The 21,927-nt window shown below is 71.6% G+C and carries 15 protein-coding genes; 4 read left to right on the top strand and 11 right to left on the bottom strand.

Translation table 11 applies throughout. The features are described 5' to 3' along the window. Position 1: 1 nt before the first annotated feature. Positions 2–1,261 carry an IS30 family transposase gene (locus tag ACZ58N_RS02985; protein ID WP_471154845.1) on the top strand — a complete coding sequence of 420 codons (1,260 nt, stop codon included), beginning with the start codon at positions 2–4 and terminating at the stop codon, positions 1,259–1,261. Between the two features lie 127 nt (positions 1,262–1,388). On the opposite strand, the gene ACZ58N_RS02980 is transcribed toward ACZ58N_RS02985, so the two are convergent. Next, positions 1,389–3,323, bottom strand: coding sequence for a CASTOR/POLLUX-related putative ion channel (locus ACZ58N_RS02980; RefSeq protein WP_471154843.1), 1,935 nt, complete (start codon positions 3,321–3,323; stop codon positions 1,389–1,391). A gap of 220 nt (positions 3,324–3,543) precedes the next feature. Here ACZ58N_RS02980 and recQ point away from each other — a divergent pair, with 220 nt between their 5' ends. Continuing rightward, entirely contained in the window at positions 3,544–5,589 is a 2,046-nt protein-coding gene (recQ, locus tag ACZ58N_RS02975) for a DNA helicase RecQ (RefSeq protein ID WP_471154840.1), read from the top strand. A gap of 92 nt (positions 5,590–5,681) precedes the next feature. On the opposite strand, the gene ACZ58N_RS02970 is transcribed toward recQ, so the two are convergent. The 5 genes from ACZ58N_RS02970 to ACZ58N_RS02950 form a co-directional block, all read right to left on the bottom strand. Continuing rightward, entirely contained in the window at positions 5,682–7,151 is a 1,470-nt protein-coding gene (locus ACZ58N_RS02970) for an amino acid permease (protein WP_389705996.1), read from the bottom strand. Positions 7,152–7,515: 364 nt separating this feature from the next. Next, positions 7,516–9,159 (bottom strand): MFS transporter, encoded by a 1,644-nt coding sequence (locus ACZ58N_RS02965; RefSeq protein ID WP_471154836.1) that lies wholly within the window; start codon positions 9,157–9,159, stop codon positions 7,516–7,518. Positions 9,160–9,210: 51 nt separating this feature from the next. Continuing rightward, complete coding sequence (locus ACZ58N_RS02960; RefSeq protein ID WP_471154834.1) at positions 9,211–9,663, bottom strand: hypothetical protein; 453 nt, start codon at positions 9,661–9,663, stop codon at positions 9,211–9,213. 317 nt (positions 9,664–9,980) lie between these two features. Then, positions 9,981–11,603, bottom strand: coding sequence for an ABC-F family ATP-binding cassette domain-containing protein (locus tag ACZ58N_RS02955; RefSeq protein WP_471154832.1), 1,623 nt, complete (start codon positions 11,601–11,603; stop codon positions 9,981–9,983). A 64-nt stretch (positions 11,604–11,667) separates the two neighbouring features. Further along, the gene (locus ACZ58N_RS02950; RefSeq protein WP_471154830.1) at positions 11,668–11,964 is read right to left on the bottom strand and encodes a hypothetical protein; all 297 of its coding nucleotides are present in this window, start codon (positions 11,962–11,964) and stop codon (positions 11,668–11,670) included. 289 nt (positions 11,965–12,253) lie between these two features. Here ACZ58N_RS02950 and ACZ58N_RS02945 point away from each other — a divergent pair, with 289 nt between their 5' ends. Continuing rightward, a complete protein-coding gene (locus tag ACZ58N_RS02945) occupies positions 12,254–15,010 on the top strand; it encodes an NACHT domain-containing protein (RefSeq protein WP_471154827.1) in 2,757 nt (918 codons plus the stop codon). A gap of 59 nt (positions 15,011–15,069) precedes the next feature. Here the strand turns inward: ACZ58N_RS02945 and ACZ58N_RS02940 are convergent, their stop codons facing one another. The 5 genes from ACZ58N_RS02940 to ACZ58N_RS02920 all read right to left on the bottom strand — a co-directional run bounded on the left by ACZ58N_RS02940 (position 15,070) and on the right by ACZ58N_RS02920 (position 19,726). After that, the gene (locus tag ACZ58N_RS02940; protein ID WP_471154824.1) at positions 15,070–15,276 is read right to left on the bottom strand and encodes a S1 domain-containing protein; all 207 of its coding nucleotides are present in this window, start codon (positions 15,274–15,276) and stop codon (positions 15,070–15,072) included. Between the two features lie 173 nt (positions 15,277–15,449). Continuing rightward, positions 15,450–16,958, bottom strand: a complete 1,509-nt coding sequence (locus ACZ58N_RS02935) for a DUF4246 domain-containing protein (RefSeq protein ID WP_471154822.1) — start codon at positions 16,956–16,958, stop codon at positions 15,450–15,452. Positions 16,959–17,089: 131 nt separating this feature from the next. Continuing rightward, positions 17,090–17,467, bottom strand: coding sequence for an FKBP-type peptidyl-prolyl cis-trans isomerase (locus ACZ58N_RS02930; protein ID WP_471154820.1), 378 nt, complete (start codon positions 17,465–17,467; stop codon positions 17,090–17,092). A gap of 175 nt (positions 17,468–17,642) precedes the next feature. Further along, positions 17,643–18,530, bottom strand: a complete 888-nt coding sequence (locus ACZ58N_RS02925) for an amidohydrolase family protein (protein ID WP_471154818.1) — start codon at positions 18,528–18,530, stop codon at positions 17,643–17,645. 275 nt (positions 18,531–18,805) lie between these two features. Then, a complete protein-coding gene (locus tag ACZ58N_RS02920) occupies positions 18,806–19,726 on the bottom strand; it encodes an alpha/beta fold hydrolase (RefSeq protein ID WP_471154816.1) in 921 nt (306 codons plus the stop codon). A 371-nt stretch (positions 19,727–20,097) separates the two neighbouring features. Between ACZ58N_RS02920 and ACZ58N_RS02915 the strand changes: the two genes are divergently transcribed. Continuing rightward, positions 20,098–21,594: an amino acid permease gene (locus ACZ58N_RS02915; protein ID WP_471154813.1), complete on the top strand. Its 1,497-nt coding sequence runs from the start codon at positions 20,098–20,100 to the stop codon at positions 21,592–21,594. Positions 21,595–21,927: the final 333 nt, after the last annotated feature.

Here is a 21,927-nt window from a genome sequence, read left to right as displayed (position 1 = left end):
GATGGAGTTCGAGATCCGGAAGAACCGGGGGCCTGGAGGCGGTCGCAACATGGCCCGCGAGCGGGCCGCATACTTCCTGCTCATGGAGCAGGGGTACAGCACGCGGGAAGCCGCCCGGATAGTCGGCATCAACCTGCGCACGGGCAAGCGGTGGCGCAACGGCTGGCACTCGCCGCCGCGTGGCCAGAAGGCAGTTCCTCCGATATACCCGGTGCCGGGACAGACCCCGGCACCGGCGGAGGAACTGCCTCGCATTCCCTCGCGGTACCTCCAGGAGTACGACCGCCTCTACATCGCCGACCGCCTCCGTGAGGGAGCCTCGATCCGGCAGATAGCCGTCGAGCTGGGACGCAGCCCGTCCACCGTCAGTCGCGAAATACGCCGCAACCGGCACACTCTGCACAACGGCGGCTCGTTCTACCGACCGAGCATCGCCCAGAACAAGGCCAGGGCCCGCCGGTCCCGTCCGAAACCCGGCAAGATCGGCCAGAACCCCGAACTGCGCGACTTCATCCAGGACCACCTGGCGATGCGCTGGAGCCCCGAGCAGATCTGCCACGCTCTGCGGGCACGCTTCCCCGACCGGCCGGAGATGCACGTGACCCACGAGACGATCTACCAGGCCCTCTACGTCCAGGGCCGCGGAGAACTCCGTCGCGAACTGACCCGCGCACTTCGCACCGGCCGGGCCCGCCGGCGCCCGCACCGCCAGGCCCACAAGCGCGCCTCCCGCGCCATCAAGGACATGGTCCTGATCAGCGAACGCCCTGCCGAAGCCGCCGACCGGGCCGTCCCCGGACACTGGGAGGGCGATCTCATCATCGGCAAGGACGGCCGTTCCGCCATCGGCACCCTCGTCGAGCGGTCCCCCCGCTACCTGATGCTCGTGCACCTGCCCATCGGCCACACCGCCATCGCCACCCGCAACGCGCTCACCGCGACCGTCCAGACCCTGCCACGACACCTCTGGCGATCCCTGACCTGGGACCAGGGCTCGGAGATGGCCGCCCACCGGGCGTTCACCGTCGCCACCGACATCCCGGTCTACTTCTGCGACCCGGCCAGCCCCTGGCAACGCGGCTCGAACGAGAACACGAACGGCCTGCTCCGGCAGTACTTCCCCAAGGGCACCGACCTGGCCCCTCGCACCCCCGAGGAGCTGGCGGCCGTCGCCGCCGAGCTGAACAGCCGACCACGTAAAACGCTCGGCTGGGAAACCCCAGCCGAGCGTCTCGCTAAGCTCCTGGCAACAGCCAGTTGACCTCTGTGTTGCAACGACCCCTGGAATTCGCCTCCGGCCGGGGGCAGGCGCCTTCCCGCGTACGCCGGAGGACCGGACCCGTCACCTCCGGGAGCCGGCCGACACCGGCCCCCGCCGGCGCGCCCCGTCAGCTCTCGGCGAGCACGATCAGCCAGTCGCCCTCCGCGAACCGGACGGCCTCCCTCTTGTCCGGGTTGAGCCGCACCCCGTGGTCGGGAGCGGTCGCGGCCCGCGCGCGCGACCGGTAGCCGACCGCGCACTCGCCCCGACGCCGGGCCGCCTCGACCACGGTGGCGAAGGCGACCTCACGGCCGGTCCGCACGTAGTCCGCGACCGGCTTCAGGTACAGCTCGTTCCCCTCGGCGTCGAAGAGCTGCTCGAAGACCCCCGCGAGGTGACGGTTCTCCGAGATCTGCGTCATCAGCAGACTGATCAGCCGCCCGCTCACGATGAAGTCGGCGCCCTCCCGAGCCGGGGCCAGGAGCCGGTTCCCGTCGTCGGACATCTCGGTGGTCAGGGCGAGCTCCCGACCCGAGGCCTCCGCGATGGCCCGCAGGTGCAACAACGTGACCAGCGTCCGGTCATCCGTAAGGGAATCCGAGCCGGCCGGCTCCTCCGGCGCGTGCGAGGACCACGCCGGGCCCTGAGCGCCCTCCTCACCGACGACGATCACGCTGTCGTACGCGGGCACGTCCAATTTGGCCAACACCAGCGGATCGGTGATGTCACCGCTGTGGAAGGTCACGTCGAGGCGCCGCCGAAGCGCCGTGACGCCGAGGACGCCGACCGTCGCGGGGTCCTCGCCCAGGGCCACGACGTCGAGGGTGGTCCCCGCGCCGACGTACTGGTCGAGCTGGTCCACGACCAGCGGGGCCCGGCGGTTCCAGCCGAGCAGGAGCAGCCGCTCGGTGGCCCGCGGGGCCCGCCGGGGCATCACGATGGCCTCCTCGTCGACGTACGCGGACACGTCCGACTCCACCGCCGTGTCGTCGTCCCGCGTGACCACGATGAGCAGGTCGTCCGCCCGGATCTGCCTCCCGCACTCCGGATTGAGGACCACTCTCCCGTCGGCGCGCAGCAGACCCACCACCGACGACGTCGCGAACCCGAGCAGGGCCTCGCCGAAGCTCCGCCCGGCCAGACCCCCTGCGGGGACGGTGTAGAACTCGTCGCCCGCGAAGTCCAGGAGCTCCTGGTAGACGAGGGAGAGCCCCGGTTGGCGGGCGGTCTGGACGAGGAGCCGGGCGACGATGTCGTCCACGCACAGCACGTGCCCGCCGGGGCCCGCGGCCAGCCGGGCCGTGACGTGGTTGCGGGTGTCGCGCACCGCGGCGACGACCACCGCGCCGGCCGGATCCGGGACGGCGGCGCCCAGCGCGAGGAGGGTCTTCACCACGTGCGCGTCACCGGCCTCCCCTCCGGAGGGCAGCACCAGCACGGCCTTCGCCGTCCCCGGACTCACCCGGCACAGCTCCGTGGGATCCGTGGTGCTGCCGTTGCGGCAGATGATCCGCGTCCGGCCGCGTTCCGTGACCCGGGTGATGATCTCGTCCTCCATCTCCACCTTGTCCTTCGGGGCGAGGACCGCGACGGCGGATCGGCGCCGGTTGGAGTTCGCGGCCACCAGCTCCCCGATCACCGGGAACACCTGGTCCGACCAACCCAGCACGACGGTGTGCCCGTGTTCCAGCACGGTGGAATGACCGCGACGCAGCGCCAGGAGGCGCTCGTTGATGCCCGTGGTGATCAGACCGACCAGTGTCGACACGAAGAGCAGCGCGACCAGCGCGAGCGTGAGGGACGCCAGCACGTACGGCGGGGAGCCGACGGCGCCCCCGATCTTCAGCGTCTGTCCGACGCTCACCCACACGGCCGTGAGCCGCTCGGACAGCCCGGCCGGGGGAGTGCGGTCGGACCAGACGAGCAACGCGCTGGCGGGGACCACCACGGCGAGACAGGCCAGGGCGAACCAGCCGATCAGCCGGGCCGTACCTCCCGCGACCAGATCGTCGAACCGGTAGCGGAGCCACCGGCGCAGTGACATCGTGTGCTGCTGCGCCACGCGGACTCCCGGAGCGTGAGACGTGCCGTTCGGGCGGCTGCCCACCACCCCGGCCCAGGGTAGGGATTCCCCGCGTCCTTCCCGCCGAAAGGGCTCCGACCTCACCCGGAGGTATGAAAACGGGGCGCGGCCCCGAAGGGCACGGGCCCGCGGAGGAGGGTTTTCCACAGGTCCCGGGGGAGTGGACCGGGGTGTCGGCGGGTGCCGATAGGCTTCTCGGATGGCCCCTTCGGACCCTTCCCCCGACACCTCGGACGCCCTGCAGGTACTGCACCGCGTCTTCGGATACAGCTCCTTCCGCGGCGAACAGCAGGAGATCATCGACCAGGTCGTCGGCGGCGGCGACGCCCTCGTGCTGATGCCGACCGGCGGCGGCAAGTCGCTCTGCTACCAGATCCCCGCGCTCGTCAGAGAAGGCACGGGCGTCGTGATCTCGCCGCTCATCGCGCTGATGCAGGACCAGGTGAACGCGCTCACCGCCCTCGGGGTCCGGGCCGGATTCCTGAACTCGACGCAGGACCCGTACGAGCGGCAGGCCGTCGAGCAGGCCTTCCTCGCCGACGAACTGGACCTGCTCTACCTGGCTCCCGAACGGCTTCGCTCCGAAGGCACGCAGCGCCTCCTCGACCGGGGCAAGGTGTCGCTCTTCGCGATCGACGAGGCCCACTGCGTGGCCCAGTGGGGCCACGACTTCCGGCCCGACTACCTCGCCCTGTCCATGCTGCACGCCCGCTGGCCCAAGGTGCCGCGGATCGCGCTGACCGCCACGGCCACGGAAGCCACCCACGCCGAGATCGTGGCGCGGCTCGGGCTGGAGGAGGCCCGGCACTTCGTCGCCAGCTTCGACCGGCCGAACATCCAGTACCGGATCGTCGGCAAGGACAACCCGCTCAAGCAACTGCTGGAGCTGATCCGGGCCGAGCACGACGGCGACGCCGGTGTCGTCTACTGCCTCTCGCGCGCCTCGGTCGAGAAGACCGCCGCGTACCTGGTGGAGCAGGGCATCGACGCGGTGGCCTACCACGCGGGCATGGACGCCCGCACGCGCGCGGAGAACCAGGCGCGCTTCCTGCGGGACGAGGGCGTCGTGGTGGTGGCCACCATCGCCTTCGGCATGGGCATCGACAAGCCGGACGTACGCTTCGTGGCCCACCTCGACCTGCCGAAATCGGTGGAGGGCTACTACCAGGAGACCGGCCGAGCGGGCCGTGACGGCGAGCCGGCGACGGCGTGGCTGGCGTACGGCCTGCAGGACGTGGTCCAGCAGCGCAAGCTCATCGAGGGCTCCGAGGGGGACGAGGCGCACCGCCGGTCGCTCGGCATGCACCTCGACGCGATGCTCGCGTTGTGCGAGACCGTCGACTGCCGTCGGACGCGGCTGCTCGCGTACTTCGGGCAGACGGGCGAGGCGTGCGGCAACTGCGACACGTGCCTGACGCCCGCCGAGTCCTGGGACGGGACGGTCGCCGCGCAGAAGCTCTTGTCCACGGTGTGGCGGCTGGCGAAGGAACGCCGCCAGAAGTTCGGCGCGGGCCAGATCATCGACATCCTGCAGGGCAAGAAGACGGCCAAGGTCATCCAGTTCGACCACGACGGGCTCTCCGTCTTCGGCGTCGGATCCGACCTGGGCACCGCCGAGTGGCGTGGCGTCGTCCGCCAACTGCTGGCGCAGCGGCTGCTCGCGGTGGAGGGCGACTACGGCACGCTCGTCCTGACGGACGAGAGCGGCGAGGTCCTCGGCGGGCGCCGCACCGTCTCCATGCGCAAGGAGAAGGCGGTCACCGGACCGTCCCGGAAGCAGTCCGGCTCCCGCTCGGGCAAGGGCGCCCGCGTGCCGGTCGACCTGCCGGCCGAGGCCGAGCCGGTCTTCCTGGCCCTGCGCGCCTGGCGGGCCGAGACGGCCCGCGAGCAGGGCGTACCGGCGTACGTCGTCTTCCACGACGCGACGCTGCGGGAGATCGCGACGAGGCTCCCCGCCACGGTGGAGGAACTGTCCACCATCGGTGGCGTCGGCGAGGCCAAGCTCACCAAGTACGCGCAGGGCGTCCTCGACACCCTGGCGGAATCCGCCGGCGGCGCGTCCGCCGTTGCGGCACCGGCCCCCACCGGTACGGCCTCGAAGGCGGGCACGGTCCCGGCCGGCGCCGCGACGGCCGGCGCCGCGGCCCCCGCGGCGTTCCTCGCGGCGGAGGAACCCCCTCCGTACGCCGACGAACCGCCCTTCGACCAGGAGGAGACCGACCCGCCCTGGGACGACTGGGAGTAACGGCTCCGGCCCGCGCCGGGGCCGCAGGACGCGAAAACGGGTGCGTACCGGCCGGGGAAGGCCGGTACGCACCCGTTCTCGTGTGCGCGGGGTCAGGAGCGGGTGCGCTCCGGCTCACGCTGGGTCGGGACGTTGGCCCGCGCCGCGACCTGCGGGTTGCGGGCCTTGAGCACGGCCCAGCCGATCGACAGGCAGACCGCCCAGCCGGCGCCCACGTACAGGGAGACGCGGCTGTCGGGGTCGATGGCGATCAGCACGGTGACCATCAGCAGGAAGGCGACGGCGATCCAGCTGCACAGGGTGCCGCCGGGCGCGGGGAAGGAGGAGGCGGGCAGTCGGCCGGCGACCACCTCGCGGCGGTAGCGGATGTGGCTGACCAGGATCATCATCCAGGTCCAGATGCCCGCCGCGGTCGCGACCGACATGACGTACCCGAACGCCTTCTCCGGTACCACGTAGTTCAGGACCACGCCGATGCCCATCAGGGCCGCGGAGAGGGTGATGGCGACGGCCGGGGTCTTGGTGGAACTCAGCCTGCCGAGCAGCTTGGGGGCCTCGGAGTTGGCGGCGAGGTCGCGCAGCATGCGCCCGGTGGAGTACATGCCGGAGTTGCAGGACGACAGGGCCGCTGTGAGGACCACGAAGTTGACGATCGCCGCGCCGGCCGGGATGCCGATCTTCGCGAAGGCCGCCACGAAGGGGCTGACGCCCGGTTCGAACTCGGTCCACTTGACGACCATCAGGATCACGCTGAGGGCACCGACGTAGAAGACGATGATGCGCCACGGCAGGGTGTTGATCGCCTTGGGGAGGGTCTTCTCCGGGTTCTCGGACTCGCCCGCGGTGACGCCGACGAGCTCGACGGCCAGGTAGGCGAACATGACGCCCTGGAGGGTCATCAGGCTGGAACCGACGCCCTTGGGGAAGATGCCGTCGAACGCCCAGAGGTTGGAGACGGCGGCGGTGTCACCGGCCGCGCTGAACCCGAAGGTCACGACGCCGATGCCGATCACGATCATGCCGATCAGGGCGGTGACCTTGACCATCGAGAACCAGAACTCGATCTCGCCGAAGATCTTCACCGAGATCAGGTTGGCCACGTACAGGACCACCAGGAAGACCAGGGCCGTCACCCATTGCGGGACGTCCGGGAACCAGTAGTGCACGTATATCGCCGCGGCCGTCAGCTCGGCCATGCCGGTGACCACCCACATGAGCCAGTACGTCCAGCCGGTCACGAACCCGAAGAACGGGCCGAGGAACTCACGGGCGTACTCCGCGAACGAACCCGAGACGGGCCGGTACAGGAGCAGTTCGCCGAGCGCCCTCATGATGAAGAAGACGATGACGCCGGCTAGGGCGTACATGAGGATGAGGCTGGGTCCGGCCTTCGCGATGTTCGCGCCGGCTCCGAGGAAGAGGCCGACGCCGATGGCGCCGCCGATGGCGATCATCTGGACCTGGCGGCTGCCGAGTCCGCGCTCGTAGCCCTCCTCGGGCGTACTGCCCGCGGTCGCGTTGTCGTCGTCTCCGCGGTGCTGTTCAACCTGCGTCGAGGTCATGCTGTGGTGCGCCTTTCCGCTCCATGCCGAACCGCGCCGTCATCGGCTGCGGATCGGGTTCCGATCCCCCGGATGGTGATGGAGTTGCTGCCGGCGGTCGGCCGGCTCCAGCGCCTCTGCGCGGACGTGGGTGGTCCGGCAGACGGTCGTGAAGATGTACCACGGTGCCCGGCCGGAAACCGTGGCGCACATCACCGGCAAAACGCCCAGACGGCTGTGATCAGGCCGAAAGGCCCTGGCGCGGTCACGGGATCGTTATCCGGATCTGAGGATCTACTGAGCGAACACGCGATGACATCGAGGCAATGCGTGTCACGTGCCGCGGCGGTACGGAACCGGACGGGTACGCGGCGTGCTCGGGAGGTCAGGGAGCGGTGTCCGTCGACGGTCGCGACGGCGGCGTCAGGAGCAGCCACAGCGGGATCGCGGCCAGCGCGAGGACGCCGAGCCAGAACATCACGGACGCGAAGCCGTCCGCGAGACCGGCGGCCGTGGCCCGGTGGAGGGCCTCACGGACCGCCGGCCCCGCCGGCTGCGCCGAGGGGAGGGCCGCGCCCGACAGCAGACGGTCGGCGCCCGCCGCGCCCGGTCCCGGGACACCCGCGTCCCTCAGCACCCCGGTCAGCCGGTCGGAGCCCCGCGCGAGGAACACGAGCGTGCCCGCGGAGACGGCCAGGGCGGCCGTCACGTACCGGACGACGTTGATGATGCCCGAGGCCTCCCCGGAATGGGCGGCGTCCAATGCCCGGAGCCCCGCGGCGGACGGCGCGGACAGGGTGATCCCCACGCCGGCCCCCAGCACCAGCGAGCCCGGCAGGACCGCCCCGTACCCGCTGTCACCGCTCACGCCGGACAGCCACAGCGCGCCCGCTCCGCTCAACGCGATCCCCGCGGCCACGGGCCACCGGTATCCGACCCGGTCGCACAGCGGACCGACACCCATCGACACCGCGAACACGCACACCCCGTACGGCAACAGGGCCAGGCTCGCCGCCACCGCCGAATAGCCCAGGGTGTCCGGGGACAGCGCGTACAGGTTGAAGAAGTACAGGAAGCCGATGAGGAACAGGGTGTTCACGGCCGTCCCGACGCACGCGGCCACCAGCGGCGGCTTCCGCAGCAGGCCCAGGTGCAGCAGCGGGGCGGCCCGCCGGGACTCGACCCGGACGAGCGCGCCCAAACCCAGCACCGCCACCACCAGGCAGCCCACGGTGGCCGGCGACGCCGCGCCCCACGAGGGGATCTGCTGCAGTGCCACGAGCAGGCCGGTCAGCCCCACCGACAGCAGCAGCATCCCGGGCACGTCGTGGCCGCGCTCACCCGAGCCGCGCGGCAGCGACCGCAGCGCGAACACCGCGGCCAGGGCGACCAGCAGCGCCCAACCGGCACCGGTCCACCACAGCCACCTCCACGACGGGCCGTCCGTGAACACACCCCCGATGAGCGGACCGACGGCGAAGGCCAACCCGGCGACCGCGCCCCACAGACCCAGCGCGGCACCCTGCCGCTCCCGCGGCCAGGCCAGCCGCAGCACCGCCATCGTCGACGGCATCAACGTGGCCGCGCCCACGCCCTGCAGGATCCGGCCGGCGATCAGCGCGCCCTCGGAGCCGCTCGCGGCCACGACCGCCGCGCCGGCGGCGAACACCAGGCTCCCCGCCACGACGGTGACCCGCTGGCCCAGCGTGTCGCCGAGCCGGCCGCCCGGTACGACCACCGCGGCGACGGCCAGCATGTAGGCGCCGACGGCCCAGCCGAGGGAGGCGGTGCCCACTCCCAGGTCGGCGGCCATCGCCCGCAGCGCGGTGTTGATGCCGGTGGTGTTCACGCCGAGGAGGAACAGGGCCGCGCCGGACACCGCGGTCACCGCCACGGGGTGCGCGCGGGGCGCGTCGGGCGCGGTGGCCGTACCGGGTGCGCCACGGCCGTCCGGCCCGGTTACCGGTGCCGGATCCGGATGCGGTACGTGGAACAGGGCGCCGCCCAGGACACGTCTGATCGTGCTCACCCCGGGGACCGTACGCCACCGGCGCCGGGGCGCGGCGGCGGCCGGGCCGTGTCAGCTCCGGACGATGCGGGCGAGCCAGGGGGTGAGGTTGATCCCGGCCGGTTCCCGGTACGTCGTGTCGCCGGGAAGGGGCACGACGAGCCACTGGCCAGGGGGGAAGAACCGCCCCTTCACCCACGCCAGGCCGCCGTGGACCGAACGCAGGAACGCCGGTACCGCGTCCCGGGGCACGTCGAGGAACTCGATGCCGTCGACGGTGATGTGCGCGTCGTCGTCCGGGAACAGATGGATGCTCACCCACGGGACTCCGGCCAGTTCCACGTAGGCCTCGTGCGGCAGGGAGCCATCGGGATCGAGGACGGCGAACATGTCGGCCGACGTACGACGTGACGTCGCGTCGGCACCGATGTCCTCGCTGACCGACATCGTCAGACCGTACTCGGCCGCGATCTCGCCGATGGCGCCGATGGCGGCCTGGGTGGTGGGGAGGGAGGGGTGGCTCATCGTTCCGCTCCTGGTGAAGGGGGACCTCGACGCGTTCGCACGCGTGGTGGTCCTTGAGTCCATGAAGATCTTATTATCGGTGGAATCGTTCCTGGGTCGCGCGCTCGTCGACGGCGGGTATCCGCGGCCCACGTACCTTCAGGGGACGACCCCCGTCGGCCTGGACAGGGACAAGCACGACGCGGTCCTCGCCGCGTGGGACGCGCGCGGGTCGCGGCCCTGAGCCCCACCGCGGGCCCGGGCGCCCCGGCAACGGTGCGGCAGGGCCGCGCGCGAGGGGGCTGGGTGCGGCAGGGCCGGGCGCGATGGGGTCGCGGTCAGCGGGAGCGCGCCACCCGTCGTTCGTCCCAGACCGGCTCCGAGGTCTCGCGGACCACGCCGTCCGCGCCGAACACCAGGAAGCGGTCGAAGCTCCTCGCGAACCAGCGGTCGTGGGTGACCGCGAGTACCGTGCCCTCGTAGGCGTCCAGGCCTTCCTGGAGGGCCTGCGCCGACTCCAGGTCGAGGTTGTCGGTCGGCTCGTCCAGGAGCAGGGCGGTCGTACCGGCCAGCTCCAGCAACAGGATCTGGAAGCGCGCCTGCTGCCCGCCCGACAGCCTCTCGAAGGGCTGGTCGCCCTGGCGTTCCAACTCGTACCGGCGCAGTACCGACATGGCTCCGCCCCGGTCCCTGGCGTGCTCCGTCCAGAGGATGTCGACGAGGGCGCGCCCGAGCAGCTCGGGGTGGGCGTGGGTCTGCGCGAAGTGGCCCGGCACGACCCGGGCGCCCAGTTTCCACCGACCGGAGTGCGCCACCGAGGAGTCCCCCGCGAGCAGCCGCAGGAAATGCGACTTCCCGGAACCGTTGGACCCGAGGACCGCGACCCGCTCACCGTGGAAGACCTCCAGTGAGAACGGCTTCATCAGCCCGGTCAACTCGACGTCCTCGCAGGTCACCGCCCGTACGCCGGTGCGCCCACCACGCAGCCGCATCGTGATCTCCTGCTCCCGCGGCGGTTCCGGCGGCGGGCCTGCCTCCTCGAACTTCCGCAGCCGCGTCTGGGCCGCGTGGTACCGGGAGGCCATCACGTCGCTGCGCGACGCGTACTGCTGCATGTCCGCCACCAGCTTCTTCAGCTGGACGTGCTTCTCGTCCCAGCGGCGCTTCAACTCCTCGAAGCGGGCGAAGCGTTCGCGGCGACCCTCGTGGAAGGTGGCGAAGCCACCGCCGTGCACCCACACGTCCGAGCCGGCGGGTCCCGGCTCCACCGCGACGATCTTCTGCGCGACCCGGGCGAGCAGCTCCCGGTCGTGCGAGACGAACAACACGGTCTTGCGGGTCTCCTTCAGCCTCTCCTCCAGCCAGCGCTTGCCGGGCACGTCCAGGTAGTTGTCCGGCTCGTCCAGCAGGAGCACCTCGTCGGGGCCGCGCAGCAGCGCCTCCAGGACGAGGCGCTTCTGCTCACCGCCGGACAGGGTCCGCACCTGCCGGAACCGGGCCTTGTCGTACGGCACGCCCAGCGCCGCCATCGTGCACATGTCCCAGACGGTCTCCGCCTCGTACCCGCGTGCCTCCGCCCAGTCGCTGAGCGCCTGCGCGTACCCCATCTGCGCGTCCTCGTCGTCCACCGTCATGATCAGATGCTCGGCGGCGTCCACCCGGGCCGCCGCCTCCCTGATCCGCGGCTGTGCGACGGAGGCCAGCAGGTCGCGCACCGTCCGCTCGTCCCGTACGGATCCGACGAACTGCCGCATCACCCCGAGCCCACCGCTCACGACGACCGTGCCGCCGTGCGGCTGGAGTTCACCGGCGATCAGCCGCAGCAACGTCGTCTTGCCCGCGCCGTTGGCGCCGACCAGGGCGACCACCGCGCCCTCGCCCACGCGGAACGACACGTCGCCGAGCAGCACCCGTCCGTCCGGCAAGTAGTACTGGAGCCGGCCCACCTCGACATGTCCCATGCGGCAGCATTCTTCGCGCCGCTCGAACGATCGGCAACGCAATTCACGGCCACCCCGATCCCCGTCACGCCGCGTCCGCCCCGTCGTCGGACGCCGGCTCCGGTTCCGCCGCGGTACGGTCGCGCCTGACCTCCCGCAAGTAGGCGAGGGCCTGCCGCCGGGGCACCTGGCCCAACAGGCGGTGCTCGTGGCGCCCGCGACGGGCCTCGTTACGGGCGTTCACCAGCGCCTCGGCCCGCAGGACCAGCAGGCCGGCGAAGGCCAGCCCCGCGACCACCCACCAGGGGGCGCGGGCCGACAGGCCCACGACGGCCGTCAACAGGCCGCCGAAGGAGGCGAGAAGGCGTGAGGGGGACGTCATGAAGAACTCCTCGTGCGACACGGCGCGGACGATGACCCACGGGCGTTCGGGTTCGGCTGATCCACCAACAAATGCTTCGAACCTGGCGGTTGGCCGTACACGCGATGTCCCGATGGCCAAGATGAATGCTTCGGGGTGGGCCCGCCGGGCCCCGCCGCCGACTGCGGCGAACACGGCCGGCGGCACCGACGAGTACGGTTCTACGCCCGCCGCACCCCGCCCGACCAGGGACATTCAGCAGCCGTGAACGAGTGAACGACGATGAACGGCTCGTGAACGAGGAGAACGGATGACGTCATCTGCGGGCTTCCGACCGCGGGGCCCCCAGCGTCCCGACCCGGCTGCCGTTCCACCGGAAATGCGGCCCTGGGCGACGCTCATGGGCCGCGTCCACGACGAGCTGTACGAGGGACTCGACCCGGCGGACCGGCCCACCGTGACGGCGCTCGCCGAGGCGGCCCACCTCAGCCGCTCGTACGTCTCGGAGGCCTTCTCCGGCAAGCGGCGGCCGCAGCTGACCCCGTTCCTGTCGATGGTGACGGCGCTGCGCGGGGACCCCGCCGCATGGGAACCGCGCTGGCACCGGGCGGCGGGCGAACAGGAGTCGACGGCGGGCGAGGGGGCCTCCGAGCCGGTTCCGCCGCTGCCCGGCGTCGAGGACACCACGCCGGACGAAGCCGCGGGCGGGCACCGGGACGGGGACGGGAGCCGGCCGGGTGACCCCGCGAGGCGGATCCCGCATCCGCGGTCCGAGGGGACGGAGCCGACGCGCTCCACGGGTACGGACAACGACCCCGGGTCGGGTCTGCGGCGCTACCCGGTCCGCCGGTTCGTGCGGGCCCTCCTGACCGGAGTCCTCCTCGCGTTCACCTGGCCCGGCCGGGCCCGCCGGGACCGGGCGGCGACACGCCTGCGCCGCCGTCTGGTCAAGCAGGTCCGCGACCGTACGGCCGTCGAGTGGGGACGCGCCGAGGTCCACCTCTACCTCCGGCCGAGGTTCTCGATCCTCACCGTCGACCGGCAGTCCGAGCACGTGCGCGGCCGCAGGGGGAGGAGGGCCCGCAGGGTCGAGCCGGTGGCGGTCGCGACCCGGGTGACCGACATCCGCACCCTCTTCGAGGACACCGACGACCTGGTGCTGCTCGGCCGGCCCGGCATGGGGAAGACCACACAACTCGCACGGCTCGCACACCGGTTGGCAGTGGAGGCACTGGAGGGGCCCGACGCGTCGGAGCCCCTCCATGTACCCGTCTACCTGCGGTTGGACACCTACCGCGGTGAGCCCTTCGAGGAATGGCTGGTCACCGCGATGGGACGGCAGTACACCGGGATCTCCGGGGTTCTGGTGCGGACCTGGCTGAGCGAGCACCGCCTGCTCCCCGTACTGGACGGCCTGGACGAGGTCCCGGAGGCGGACCGTTCCAAGTGCGTCGGGGAACTGCGGCGCCTGCGCCGGGCCTGCCCCGGCATGGCCGTCGGCTGCCGTACGGACGAGGCCGATCTGCGCCGCCTCGCCCTCGACCTCAGGGCCCTGCGCTACGTGGAGATCCAGCCGCCGAGCCGGCAGGACGTCCAGGAGTTCCTCACCGCCGACCGTCAGGCCCTCGCGGACGTCCACGTCGCGCTGGAGGAGGACCCGGACCTGTGGGAGCTGCTCCGGTCACCGATGATGCTCGGGTTCATCCGGGTCACGTACCGCAACAGGCCGGCCGACGACCTCCGCCGTCCGGGCAGCCCGGCCGAGCGCCGCGGCCGGATCTTCGACGCGTACGTCCGCGAATGCCTGCTGCGCGAGCGGCCCGGACCGGACGAGTCCCCGGAGCGGACGCTGACCTGGCTGACCTGGCTCGCCCGGACCCTCACCGAGCGGCAGGAACACGTGCTCTACCTGGACCGGCTCGACCTCGGCTGGTTGCCCCGCGGGGAGCAGCGGGGCCCGAGGATGCTGCCGAACCTGGCCATGTCGTTCTCCGCGCTCGGGCTGCCCGTCCTGTGGGTGGCGGCGGCCGTGCACGCCGGGGTGTTGGAGGCCGGCGTCACCGACGCCGCCATCCTCGCCGGTGTCATGGCCGTCACCTGCGCGGTGACCTCCTACCACTCGGAGACGCGGTTCCTCAGGGCCGACGAAGCCGAGCGGGAGGGCAGGGGCGACGCCGACGGCGCCCGGAACCGGAACGCCGGCCGCGGCCGGAACGCCGGCCGGGAACGGAACCCCGACCGGGGCGCGATCATCGAACCCGTCGCCGCGACCGGCCCCTTGATGGTCGTCATGGTGTTCCTGATGGTCAACGTGGCGCACGTCGACCTCCTGGCGCCCGGTCCGCTGGTGGTGGCGCTCGCGTACTTCTGGGTCGCGGCCACCCAGATGGAGGGTTCCTTCACGGACGTCTTCCAGCCGGTGGAGCAGCTGCGGTGGACCTGGCTGCTTCGGGAGCGAACGCACTATTCCAAGGTCAAGTTCCACCTCGTGCGCGGAGCGTTCAGCCTGATCATGTGGCTCAGCATCGAGGCACTGATCGGCTACGTCGTCCACCAGCTGTGCCCCGACCCCTGGTGGCTCGGCCCGGCCGCGGCCGGGCTGCTCGGCGTCGTCTACATCGTCGGCAACCAGTTCGAGCCCTCGCTCCAGGACCGCCGGCCCCGGCCCAACGAGGGGATGCGCCGTACGGTCCGGTTCTCCGTGGTCCACGGCTTCGCCGGGCTGGTCGTGGCCGGCGTCGGTCTGATGGTGTTGGTCGGCCTGGCCACGCCGGGCCACGACCTGCGCCGTGCCGCATTCCTTGCCGTCCTGCTGGGCGTCCTGTTCGCGGTGGTACGGGGATTCCGGTTCGGTGGCCTGGCCGTGGTGCGGCACTGGACGATCCGTGCGATCCTCGCCCGCCGGGGCCGCACCCCGTACCGCTACCGGAGGTTCCTGTACGGCGCGGAGGAACGGGTGCTGCTGCTCCGTACGGACAGCGGGTACTTCTTCCCGCACCGCCTGCTCCAGCACCACCTGAACACGCCGGTGGAGCAGCTGCTCGCCCGTGTCACCCCGGGTCCGTGAGGACGGGAAGGGCGACCCTGCGGCCGGCCGGGGCGGGCCGCGTCACGTGCCGCACCGCCTCAAGGGCGTATGTGACGGGCCACGAAACGGCCCTCGCCGAGCTCGATGGTGAAGGACACCTGCTGGTCCACCGACAGGCTGCCGCATCCGCCCTCGATGTCGTCGCGGTAGGCGCGGACGGGGGTCGTGCGTCCCAGGGGGACGATCCATCCCGTGCCCGTGGCCCTGTCGTACCACTCGACGAAGCCGATGCACCGTTCGTCCATGGCGGCGGTCCCTTCACCCTGAGGTGAGCCGGGTCGTGCCCCGCCCGGCCGATCTCCACTATCGGTCGGGCAGGGCGACGGCGCATCCCGGACGGTGTCACCGTCCCGCCCGTCCACGGCCGTGCGTACCCCCGGGCCCCGTACGTACCGCAGGTGGCCGGGGGTGGCCGGTGTCAGTGCTCGCAGAGGGAGAATTCGCGCTCGTAGAGCTGTTCGTTGTGCTCGGCGACGAAGAACTTGCGTTCCCGCATGAGGTGTTCGCGGTAGTCCTTCGCCTGTTCGAGCGTCATGGTCGAGGTGTCGGACCACGGCTGCTGCGGCGGCACGTCGGCGGTCGAGACGATCCTTCGCGACGGATCGACCAGGAAGAACGCGAGGATCTTGCGGTGCCCCGGACGGGTGGTGTCCGCGAGGCGGAACGGGCTGACCCGGTGCTGCAGGACGTTCGGGAACGCCAGGCAGCGGCCCGCCGGGGTCGACGTCGATCCCAGTTCCTGGTTCAGCGCGTCCTCGTCCTCCAGACCGTAGACCTCGCGCAGGCCGTTCTCGTCGTTCTGCTCGTAGTGCGGGTCGTCGAGTGCCGCCCGGAAACCGAGCCGGCTCTCGGTGACGTTCTCGCTGTCCCAGTAGTGGATGGCGGTCGAGACGATCCGCTCGTTCAACATTCCCTCGACGTGCCAGGACCCGCCCGCGTACTCGGGCTTCTCCGGGGTGAGGTGAATGGTGGCGAGCTTGACGATGACCTGGAGCCGGCGGCCGCGCAGGTCGACCCGGGCGTCCGCGTCGGGCAACTCGGGCGCGGTGAAGGCCGGGGCGTCCGGGACGACCGGGCTGCGGTTCTCCCACCACTCGTCCTGGGCCCGTTCCCACGCCTGAAGTGCTTCCTCGTAGGCGGCGTCATCGCCATAGGCGGACTTGCTCGGACGTTCCGGTTCCGAGTCGTACCACCCGTAGGGATCGGCCTCGATCCGCAGGGGCCTCGGATGACGCAGATCGGTGAGCACGTTCTCCAACAGGGGGCGCATGCGGGCGAACAAGTCCGGGAGCACGGAGGCCAGTTCGTGGTGAACCTCGGGATGGACGTTGTTGACGTACGAACGGAAGGCGACATCGCCGTCGTCACTGACGTCGACCTCGGTGGGCAGCCACTGGAACTGCTCCGAGAACTCGTGCTTCGCATAGCGGTCCGTCGGGTTCTGCCAAGCCTGCTCGGGCGCGCCACTGGCCTCCCTCACCAGGCAGAACAGGGAGGGATGGACCAGATCGAGCACCTGGCCGTCCGAGCCGGGATGCCAGTCCTTCTCCTCCTCGGGGACCTGCTCCAGGACCTGAACCGCCCGACGCAGCCGGGATCCGAGCTCTGCGTCGATCAGGGTGTCCGAATGCCACACCCCGTCGACGGCGGAGACCTCGATGCCGGTTTCGACGTCCCGCAGCGCCGCGTAGTGCACGAGTTCGGCGAGAACGTAACGCACCTGCGCCTCGGTGAGGCCCTGGGCGAGCGCTTCCCGCGTCCACCTCGCGACGATGTCGGCGTCGTTCATCTTGTCGAACCATCCCGGCTTCGCCCGAATGTGGGAGCTGAACTCCATCATTTCGACTTCCCGCAGCGTTCGGGGTTGCGCGAACGCTATGGAACGGGCCGTTTGGAAGGGCAGCGGGAAAGCAGGCAGGCCGGACAATTCTCTTGGTCCTTCGAGTCGGTGTGCGGTGCCGGGAAGGATACGTCAGCGGACCGACACCACTGCCGAAGCGCCCGCGACGAGGCCCGGCCGCCCGCTTCGCCGAGCGCCACCTGCCGGAGGAGGACGGTTCAGACCACGGACAGCAGGTCCACCACGAAGACGAGAGTGGAACCCGCCGGGATCAACGGCGAGGGGGACTGCTTGCCGTAGCCGAGGCGCGGGGGAACGATGATCTCGCGCCGGCCGCCGACCTTCATCCCCCTGATTCCCCGGTCCCAGCCCTTGATGGCCCTGCCGCCGCCCACGGCGAACTTGAACGGTCGGTCCAGCTCCCAGGAGGAGTCGAACTCCTTCCCGGTCTCGAAGGTGACCCCGACGTAGTGGACCCGGACGACCCTGCCCGGCTTCGCCTCGGGTCCGTCCCCGACGACGAGGTCCCGGATGGTCAGCTCCTGGGGAGCGTCACCCTGCGGCACTTCGATCTCGGGCTTCGTCGGTTCACTCATCGCAGCCTCATTGCTCACCGCCGGGATCCCTCGTGCGGATCAGCCGGGCGCACGGTCCTTCCGCGCGGGCGACGATCCGGCCATCCGGAACACGATCGCCCGGGGTACATCAAACCCCACCGAGCCCGTCACGGAGCGGGCGGGCGGGCCGTCCGGCCGAGCGATCACCGAGCGATCACCGGTCGTGGGCCTCTTGGGGCTCGTGGTTCTCGTCGATCAGTTGGATCTCGTGGAACCTACGGGCCGCCGCGGTGAGGCGGGCATCGCGCACGAACGGGTAGTCGGTCCCGAAGCAGATGCGTCCGGGGCCCACGTGGCGGACGGCCAGTTCCAGCGCCTCGCGGTTGTCCTGGGCGTGGCTGTCGAAGCGCAGGGTGGATCCGCCGACGCGGCGCACGACTTCGGGTTCGAGCAGGAAGCAGGCGCCGCCGGCCCTGCCGACGATCGGCCGGATGTGCGGGAACCGCTCCGACATGTTCCCGGCCAGCCAGTCGAGGACGACCCCGGTCTGTTCCGCGATCGCTCCCAGGGACCACGTCACGGTGCCGGGGGCACACGACGCGGGCCCGGTACCGGTGCCCGTCGGGTGGTGGAGCAGGGTGGCCCGGCTGTCGTCCAGCGCCGCGTGGAGGGGAGCGTACCGGGCGTCGAGGGTCGACGTGCCATGGACGGCCGGGGGCAGGACGACACCCAGCCCTCCCAACTGGTTGACGAGGTGGTCCAGCTCGCGCAGCGACGCCGGGACGGAGGGGAGGGGCAGGACGCCCAGGAACGCGAAGCGGTTGGGCGCGGTGCGGACGGCCTCCGCCATCGCCTCGTTGGCCACCCGCGCCGCCCGGACGTTCTCCTCGGTGGAGGAGAGGTCGGGAAAGAGCGTTGCCGCGTTGAGGACCTGCCGGTCGATGCCGCCGGCGTCCATCTGCTCCAGCCGCAGGCGCATCATCGTGGCGCCGTCCTGACCGGGCGGGGTGTCCCGCTGGGTGCGGACCGCCTGGCCGTGCTCGTCGAGGAAGTCGAGGTAGGCGCGGGGCCACAGGTGACCGTGCCAGTCGGTGAGTCTCATGGAGCCGGGTCCTTTCCGTGCGGTCCGCGAGGGTGGTCGCGCCGGCCGGGGGCCGGGGAGGGACGGTCCCGGGTGGTACCCGGTCCGCCCTGCGGACCTTCGCGGCGGACGCGCCGACGCGGCGGGTGATCTCCCGCATCCCTGTCGTGCGACATCGAGGGCCTTCCGTCATCGATGACGACCAGCCTCGCCGCCGGACCGCCCGCGCCGCGTCGTTCGATGGGTCACGCGACGGATGAAACGGGTCGGGGGCGGGGCGACGGGCGGGTCGGGCGTCAGCGTTCGACCGGGTGTGTCGGGCGTCGGCGTTCGCCGGGGTGTGCGGCCAGGTGGGACAGGAGCAGCGGTTCGATGTCCGCGGCATTGGCGTCGGGCAGCCAGTGGCCCGCGCCTGGGAGTGCCTCGAAGCGGTACGGGGCGTCGACCCACGCGCCGGTCCCCTCGGCCGCGGTCCGGCCGAGGGCCAGGTCCTGATCACCCCAGACGTACAGGGTGGGGACCCCGATCCGGTCGGCGGGCACGGCGAGGGCCTCGGGCAGGGCCCGGTACCAGTTGAGCGCGGCCGTCAGCACGCCCGGCGCTGCGAAGCGGGCCACGTAGTCGTCGATGCGCGCCGGCGGCAGGGCGCCCTCGTACAGGGAGCGCAGGCGGGCCGCCCCGTCATTCAGCAGGTCCGCCTCCGCGAGGTGCCCAGGCGCTCTGAAGCGCTGGACGTAGGCGCTCCGGCGGGCCTGGTCGGGGTCGGACCGCAGGGCGGACCTCAACGCGCGGGGGTGCGGCGTGGACACGACGGTGAGGGAGGCGAGCACCTCGGGGTGCGCGGTGGCGAAGGCCCAGGCGACGACGCCGCCCCAGTCGTGGCCCACGAGGTGGACCCGCTCACGGCCGGCCAAGGCGTGGCAGAAGGCCAGGACGTCGGCGACGAGGTGCTCGACGGCGTACGCGTCGATCTCATCGGGTCGCGCGCCGTCCGCGTAGCCGCGCTGGTCGACCGCCAGGGCGCGGTAACCGGCCGCGCCCAGCGCGATGAGCTGGTCGGACCAGGAGTCGGCGAACTGCGGGAACCCGTGCAGGAGCAGGACGCGCTCGCCGTCCCGCGGACCGGCGGTCAGGGCCGTGTGGACGTGGGTGCCGGCGGCGACGTCCGTCCGCTCCGGCGTGGTCGGGGACGAGGGGGTGTTCCGCTCGTTGGTCATCGTCGTCACCTTTCGCTCCCGGGGCTCGACGGCCCGGCTGGTTGACCCACCAGCACATCAGGTGGTCGCTCCCCCGCCCTCCTCCGATCGGTCGGCCCCGGGGAGGACGGCGGGGGCCCGGACGGTCCCGGAAGGACGTCCCCCGGCGTGTCACCGCTTCGACCCCGCCCCCGGCGCGTGCCGGCTCGGCCGCATCGCGTTCCACCCGCCCGTCGTCCGATCGTGCCCTGCGTCCCCCACCCCTCGTGTCGTTGGCTGGAAGGGGTCCGGGGCCGGCACACCGGTGCCACGCCGGCCCCGTTCCGGGCCGGGGCGCTCGTGGTGGTCCCGCTCGGAACGCCACCACGCACGGACGGAAGGTGGGATCGGGGATGGCTGACGGACAGGTGACGGTCGAACCGGTGGCGACCTCCGGGCCGGTGCGGTCCGACGCCGGCGACGAGGGGTACAGCAAGAAGCTGAAGCCCCGGCACATATCCATGATCGCCATCGGTGGTGCGATCGGCACGGGCCTCTTCCTGGGCTCCGGCGGGCGGTTGGCCGAGAGCGGGCCGTCGCTCGCGATCGCGTACGCGGTGTGCGGGATCTTCGCCGTCCTGGTGGTGCGGGCGCTGGGCGAACTGGTCGTGCACCGGCCGTCATCGGGTGCCTTCGTCTCGTACGCCCGCGAGTTCATGGGGGAGAAGGGCGCCTACACGGCCGGCTGGCTGTACTTCCTGAACTGGGCCGTCACCGGCATCGCCGACATCACCGCCGCCGCCACCTACGCCCACTTCTGGTCGGCGTTCACCACGGTGCCCCAATGGGCCCTCGCCCTCATCGCCCTGTGCGTGGTACTGACCGCGAACCTGATCTCGGTGCGCTATTTCGGCGAGATGGAGTTCTGGTTCTCCATCATCAAGGTCGCCGCCCTGGTCGTCTTCATGGGCGTCGCCGTCCTCCTGATCGTGACGGGCCACCCCATCGACGGGCACGTTCCGGGAATCTCCATGATCACCGCGAACGGCGGCGTCTTCCCGGCCGGGGTCCTGCCGATGATGCTCGTCATGCAGGGCGTCGTCTTCGCCTACGCCGGCCTGGAACTCTCCGGGATCGCCGCGGGCGAGACCGTCGACGCCCGCAAGGTGGTGCCCAGGGCGCTCAACTCGATCATGTGGCGCATCGGCCTCTTCTACGTCGGCTCCGTCGTCCTCCTCTCCCTCCTCCTGCCCCACACCGCCTATTCGGCCGACCGGAGCCCCTTCGTCACGGTCTTCACCGAACTCGGCGTACCCGGAGCCGCCGGGGTCATGAACCTGGTCGTCCTGACCGCCGCCCTGTCCTCGTTGAACTCCGGGCTGTACTCGACCGGTCGCATCCTGCGTTCCATGGCCGTGGCGGGCTCCGCCCCGGCCTTCACCGCCCGCATGAGCAAGGGCCACGTCCCGTACGGCGGGATCATCCTCACCGCCGCGTTCGGAGTGCTGGGCGTGGTCATGAACTTCTTCGTCCCCGAGGAGTCCTTCGAGATCGTCATCAACTTCGCCTCGTTCTGCATCCTCGCCACCTGGGCCATGATCATGATCTGCTCGCTGCTGTTCTGGCGCCGGGCCCGCCGGGGACAGGCCACCAGACCCGCCTACCGGCTGCCCTGGGCCCCGTACACCCAGATCGTCACCCTCCTCTTCCTGCTCGTGGTCCTCGTGCTGGTGTGCGCGGACGGGGACGTCGGCTCCAGGACGGCCCTGGCCATGCCGGCCGTGGCCGCCGTACTGGTGGGAGGTTGGTTCCTGGTGCGCCGCCGGGTCGCCTCGATCGCGGCCGGTGACGCGGACGCAGGCGACGCCGGGGCGGCCGAGCCCCCGGGGGATGGAGCCGCACGTCCGTGAGTCCACGGCCCGGCGGGCCCCTGGGCCCCCGGGGGCCCTACGGGCCGTGTCGTGGGAGCCGCTGGAGGCGACGCACGTCGGCAGGGCGCCCCCCGTCAAATCGCCGGCATGCGATCCGGGGGCCTGCCCAGGGTGGCGTCGCGACCGCGCCCCCGATGCGCTCGGCTGCGGCTACTTCCTTCCGAAACCAAGTCCGCCGCGGCCACTTCTGATCTCGGGTGGCGCGGGCGCTCACGCCTGCGCCCGCGCTCCGCCGTCGTCCCGCCGGACGCCCCGGCCGGGGCCGACCCACCTTCCTTCGGATCCTGGGGGATTCCCTGCCTCGTCACACCC

The organism is Streptomyces sp. NPDC040432, from assembly GCF_055595445.1.
The sequence above is the reverse complement of the archived record's forward strand: the minus strand, read 5'-3'. Positions and strand labels throughout refer to the sequence as shown.

Coding starts and splice junctions, on each gene's coding strand:
- ACZ58N_RS02950 (WP_471154830.1), bottom strand. CDS start 11,964: ATGACGTCCCCCTCACGCCTTCTCGCCTCCTTCGGCGGCCTGTTGACG.
- ACZ58N_RS02920 (WP_471154816.1), bottom strand. CDS start 19,726: ATGACCAACGAGCGGAACACCCCCTCGTCCCCGACCACGCCGGAGCGG.
- ACZ58N_RS02930 (WP_471154820.1), bottom strand. CDS start 17,467: ATGAGTGAACCGACGAAGCCCGAGATCGAAGTGCCGCAGGGTGACGCT.
- ACZ58N_RS02925 (WP_471154818.1), bottom strand. CDS start 18,530: ATGAGACTCACCGACTGGCACGGTCACCTGTGGCCCCGCGCCTACCTC.
- ACZ58N_RS02970 (WP_389705996.1), bottom strand. CDS start 7,151: ATGACCTCGACGCAGGTTGAACAGCACCGCGGAGACGACGACAACGCG.
- ACZ58N_RS02915 (WP_471154813.1), top strand. CDS start 20,098: ATGGCTGACGGACAGGTGACGGTCGAACCGGTGGCGACCTCCGGGCCG.
- ACZ58N_RS02940 (WP_471154824.1), bottom strand. CDS start 15,276: ATGGACGAACGGTGCATCGGCTTCGTCGAGTGGTACGACAGGGCCACG.
- recQ (WP_471154840.1), top strand. CDS start 3,544: ATGGCCCCTTCGGACCCTTCCCCCGACACCTCGGACGCCCTGCAGGTA.
- ACZ58N_RS02955 (WP_471154832.1), bottom strand. CDS start 11,603: ATGGGACATGTCGAGGTGGGCCGGCTCCAGTACTACTTGCCGGACGGA.
- ACZ58N_RS02985 (WP_471154845.1), top strand. CDS start 2: ATGGAGTTCGAGATCCGGAAGAACCGGGGGCCTGGAGGCGGTCGCAAC.
- ACZ58N_RS02945 (WP_471154827.1), top strand. CDS start 12,254: ATGACGTCATCTGCGGGCTTCCGACCGCGGGGCCCCCAGCGTCCCGAC.
- ACZ58N_RS02960 (WP_471154834.1), bottom strand. CDS start 9,663: ATGAGCCACCCCTCCCTCCCCACCACCCAGGCCGCCATCGGCGCCATC.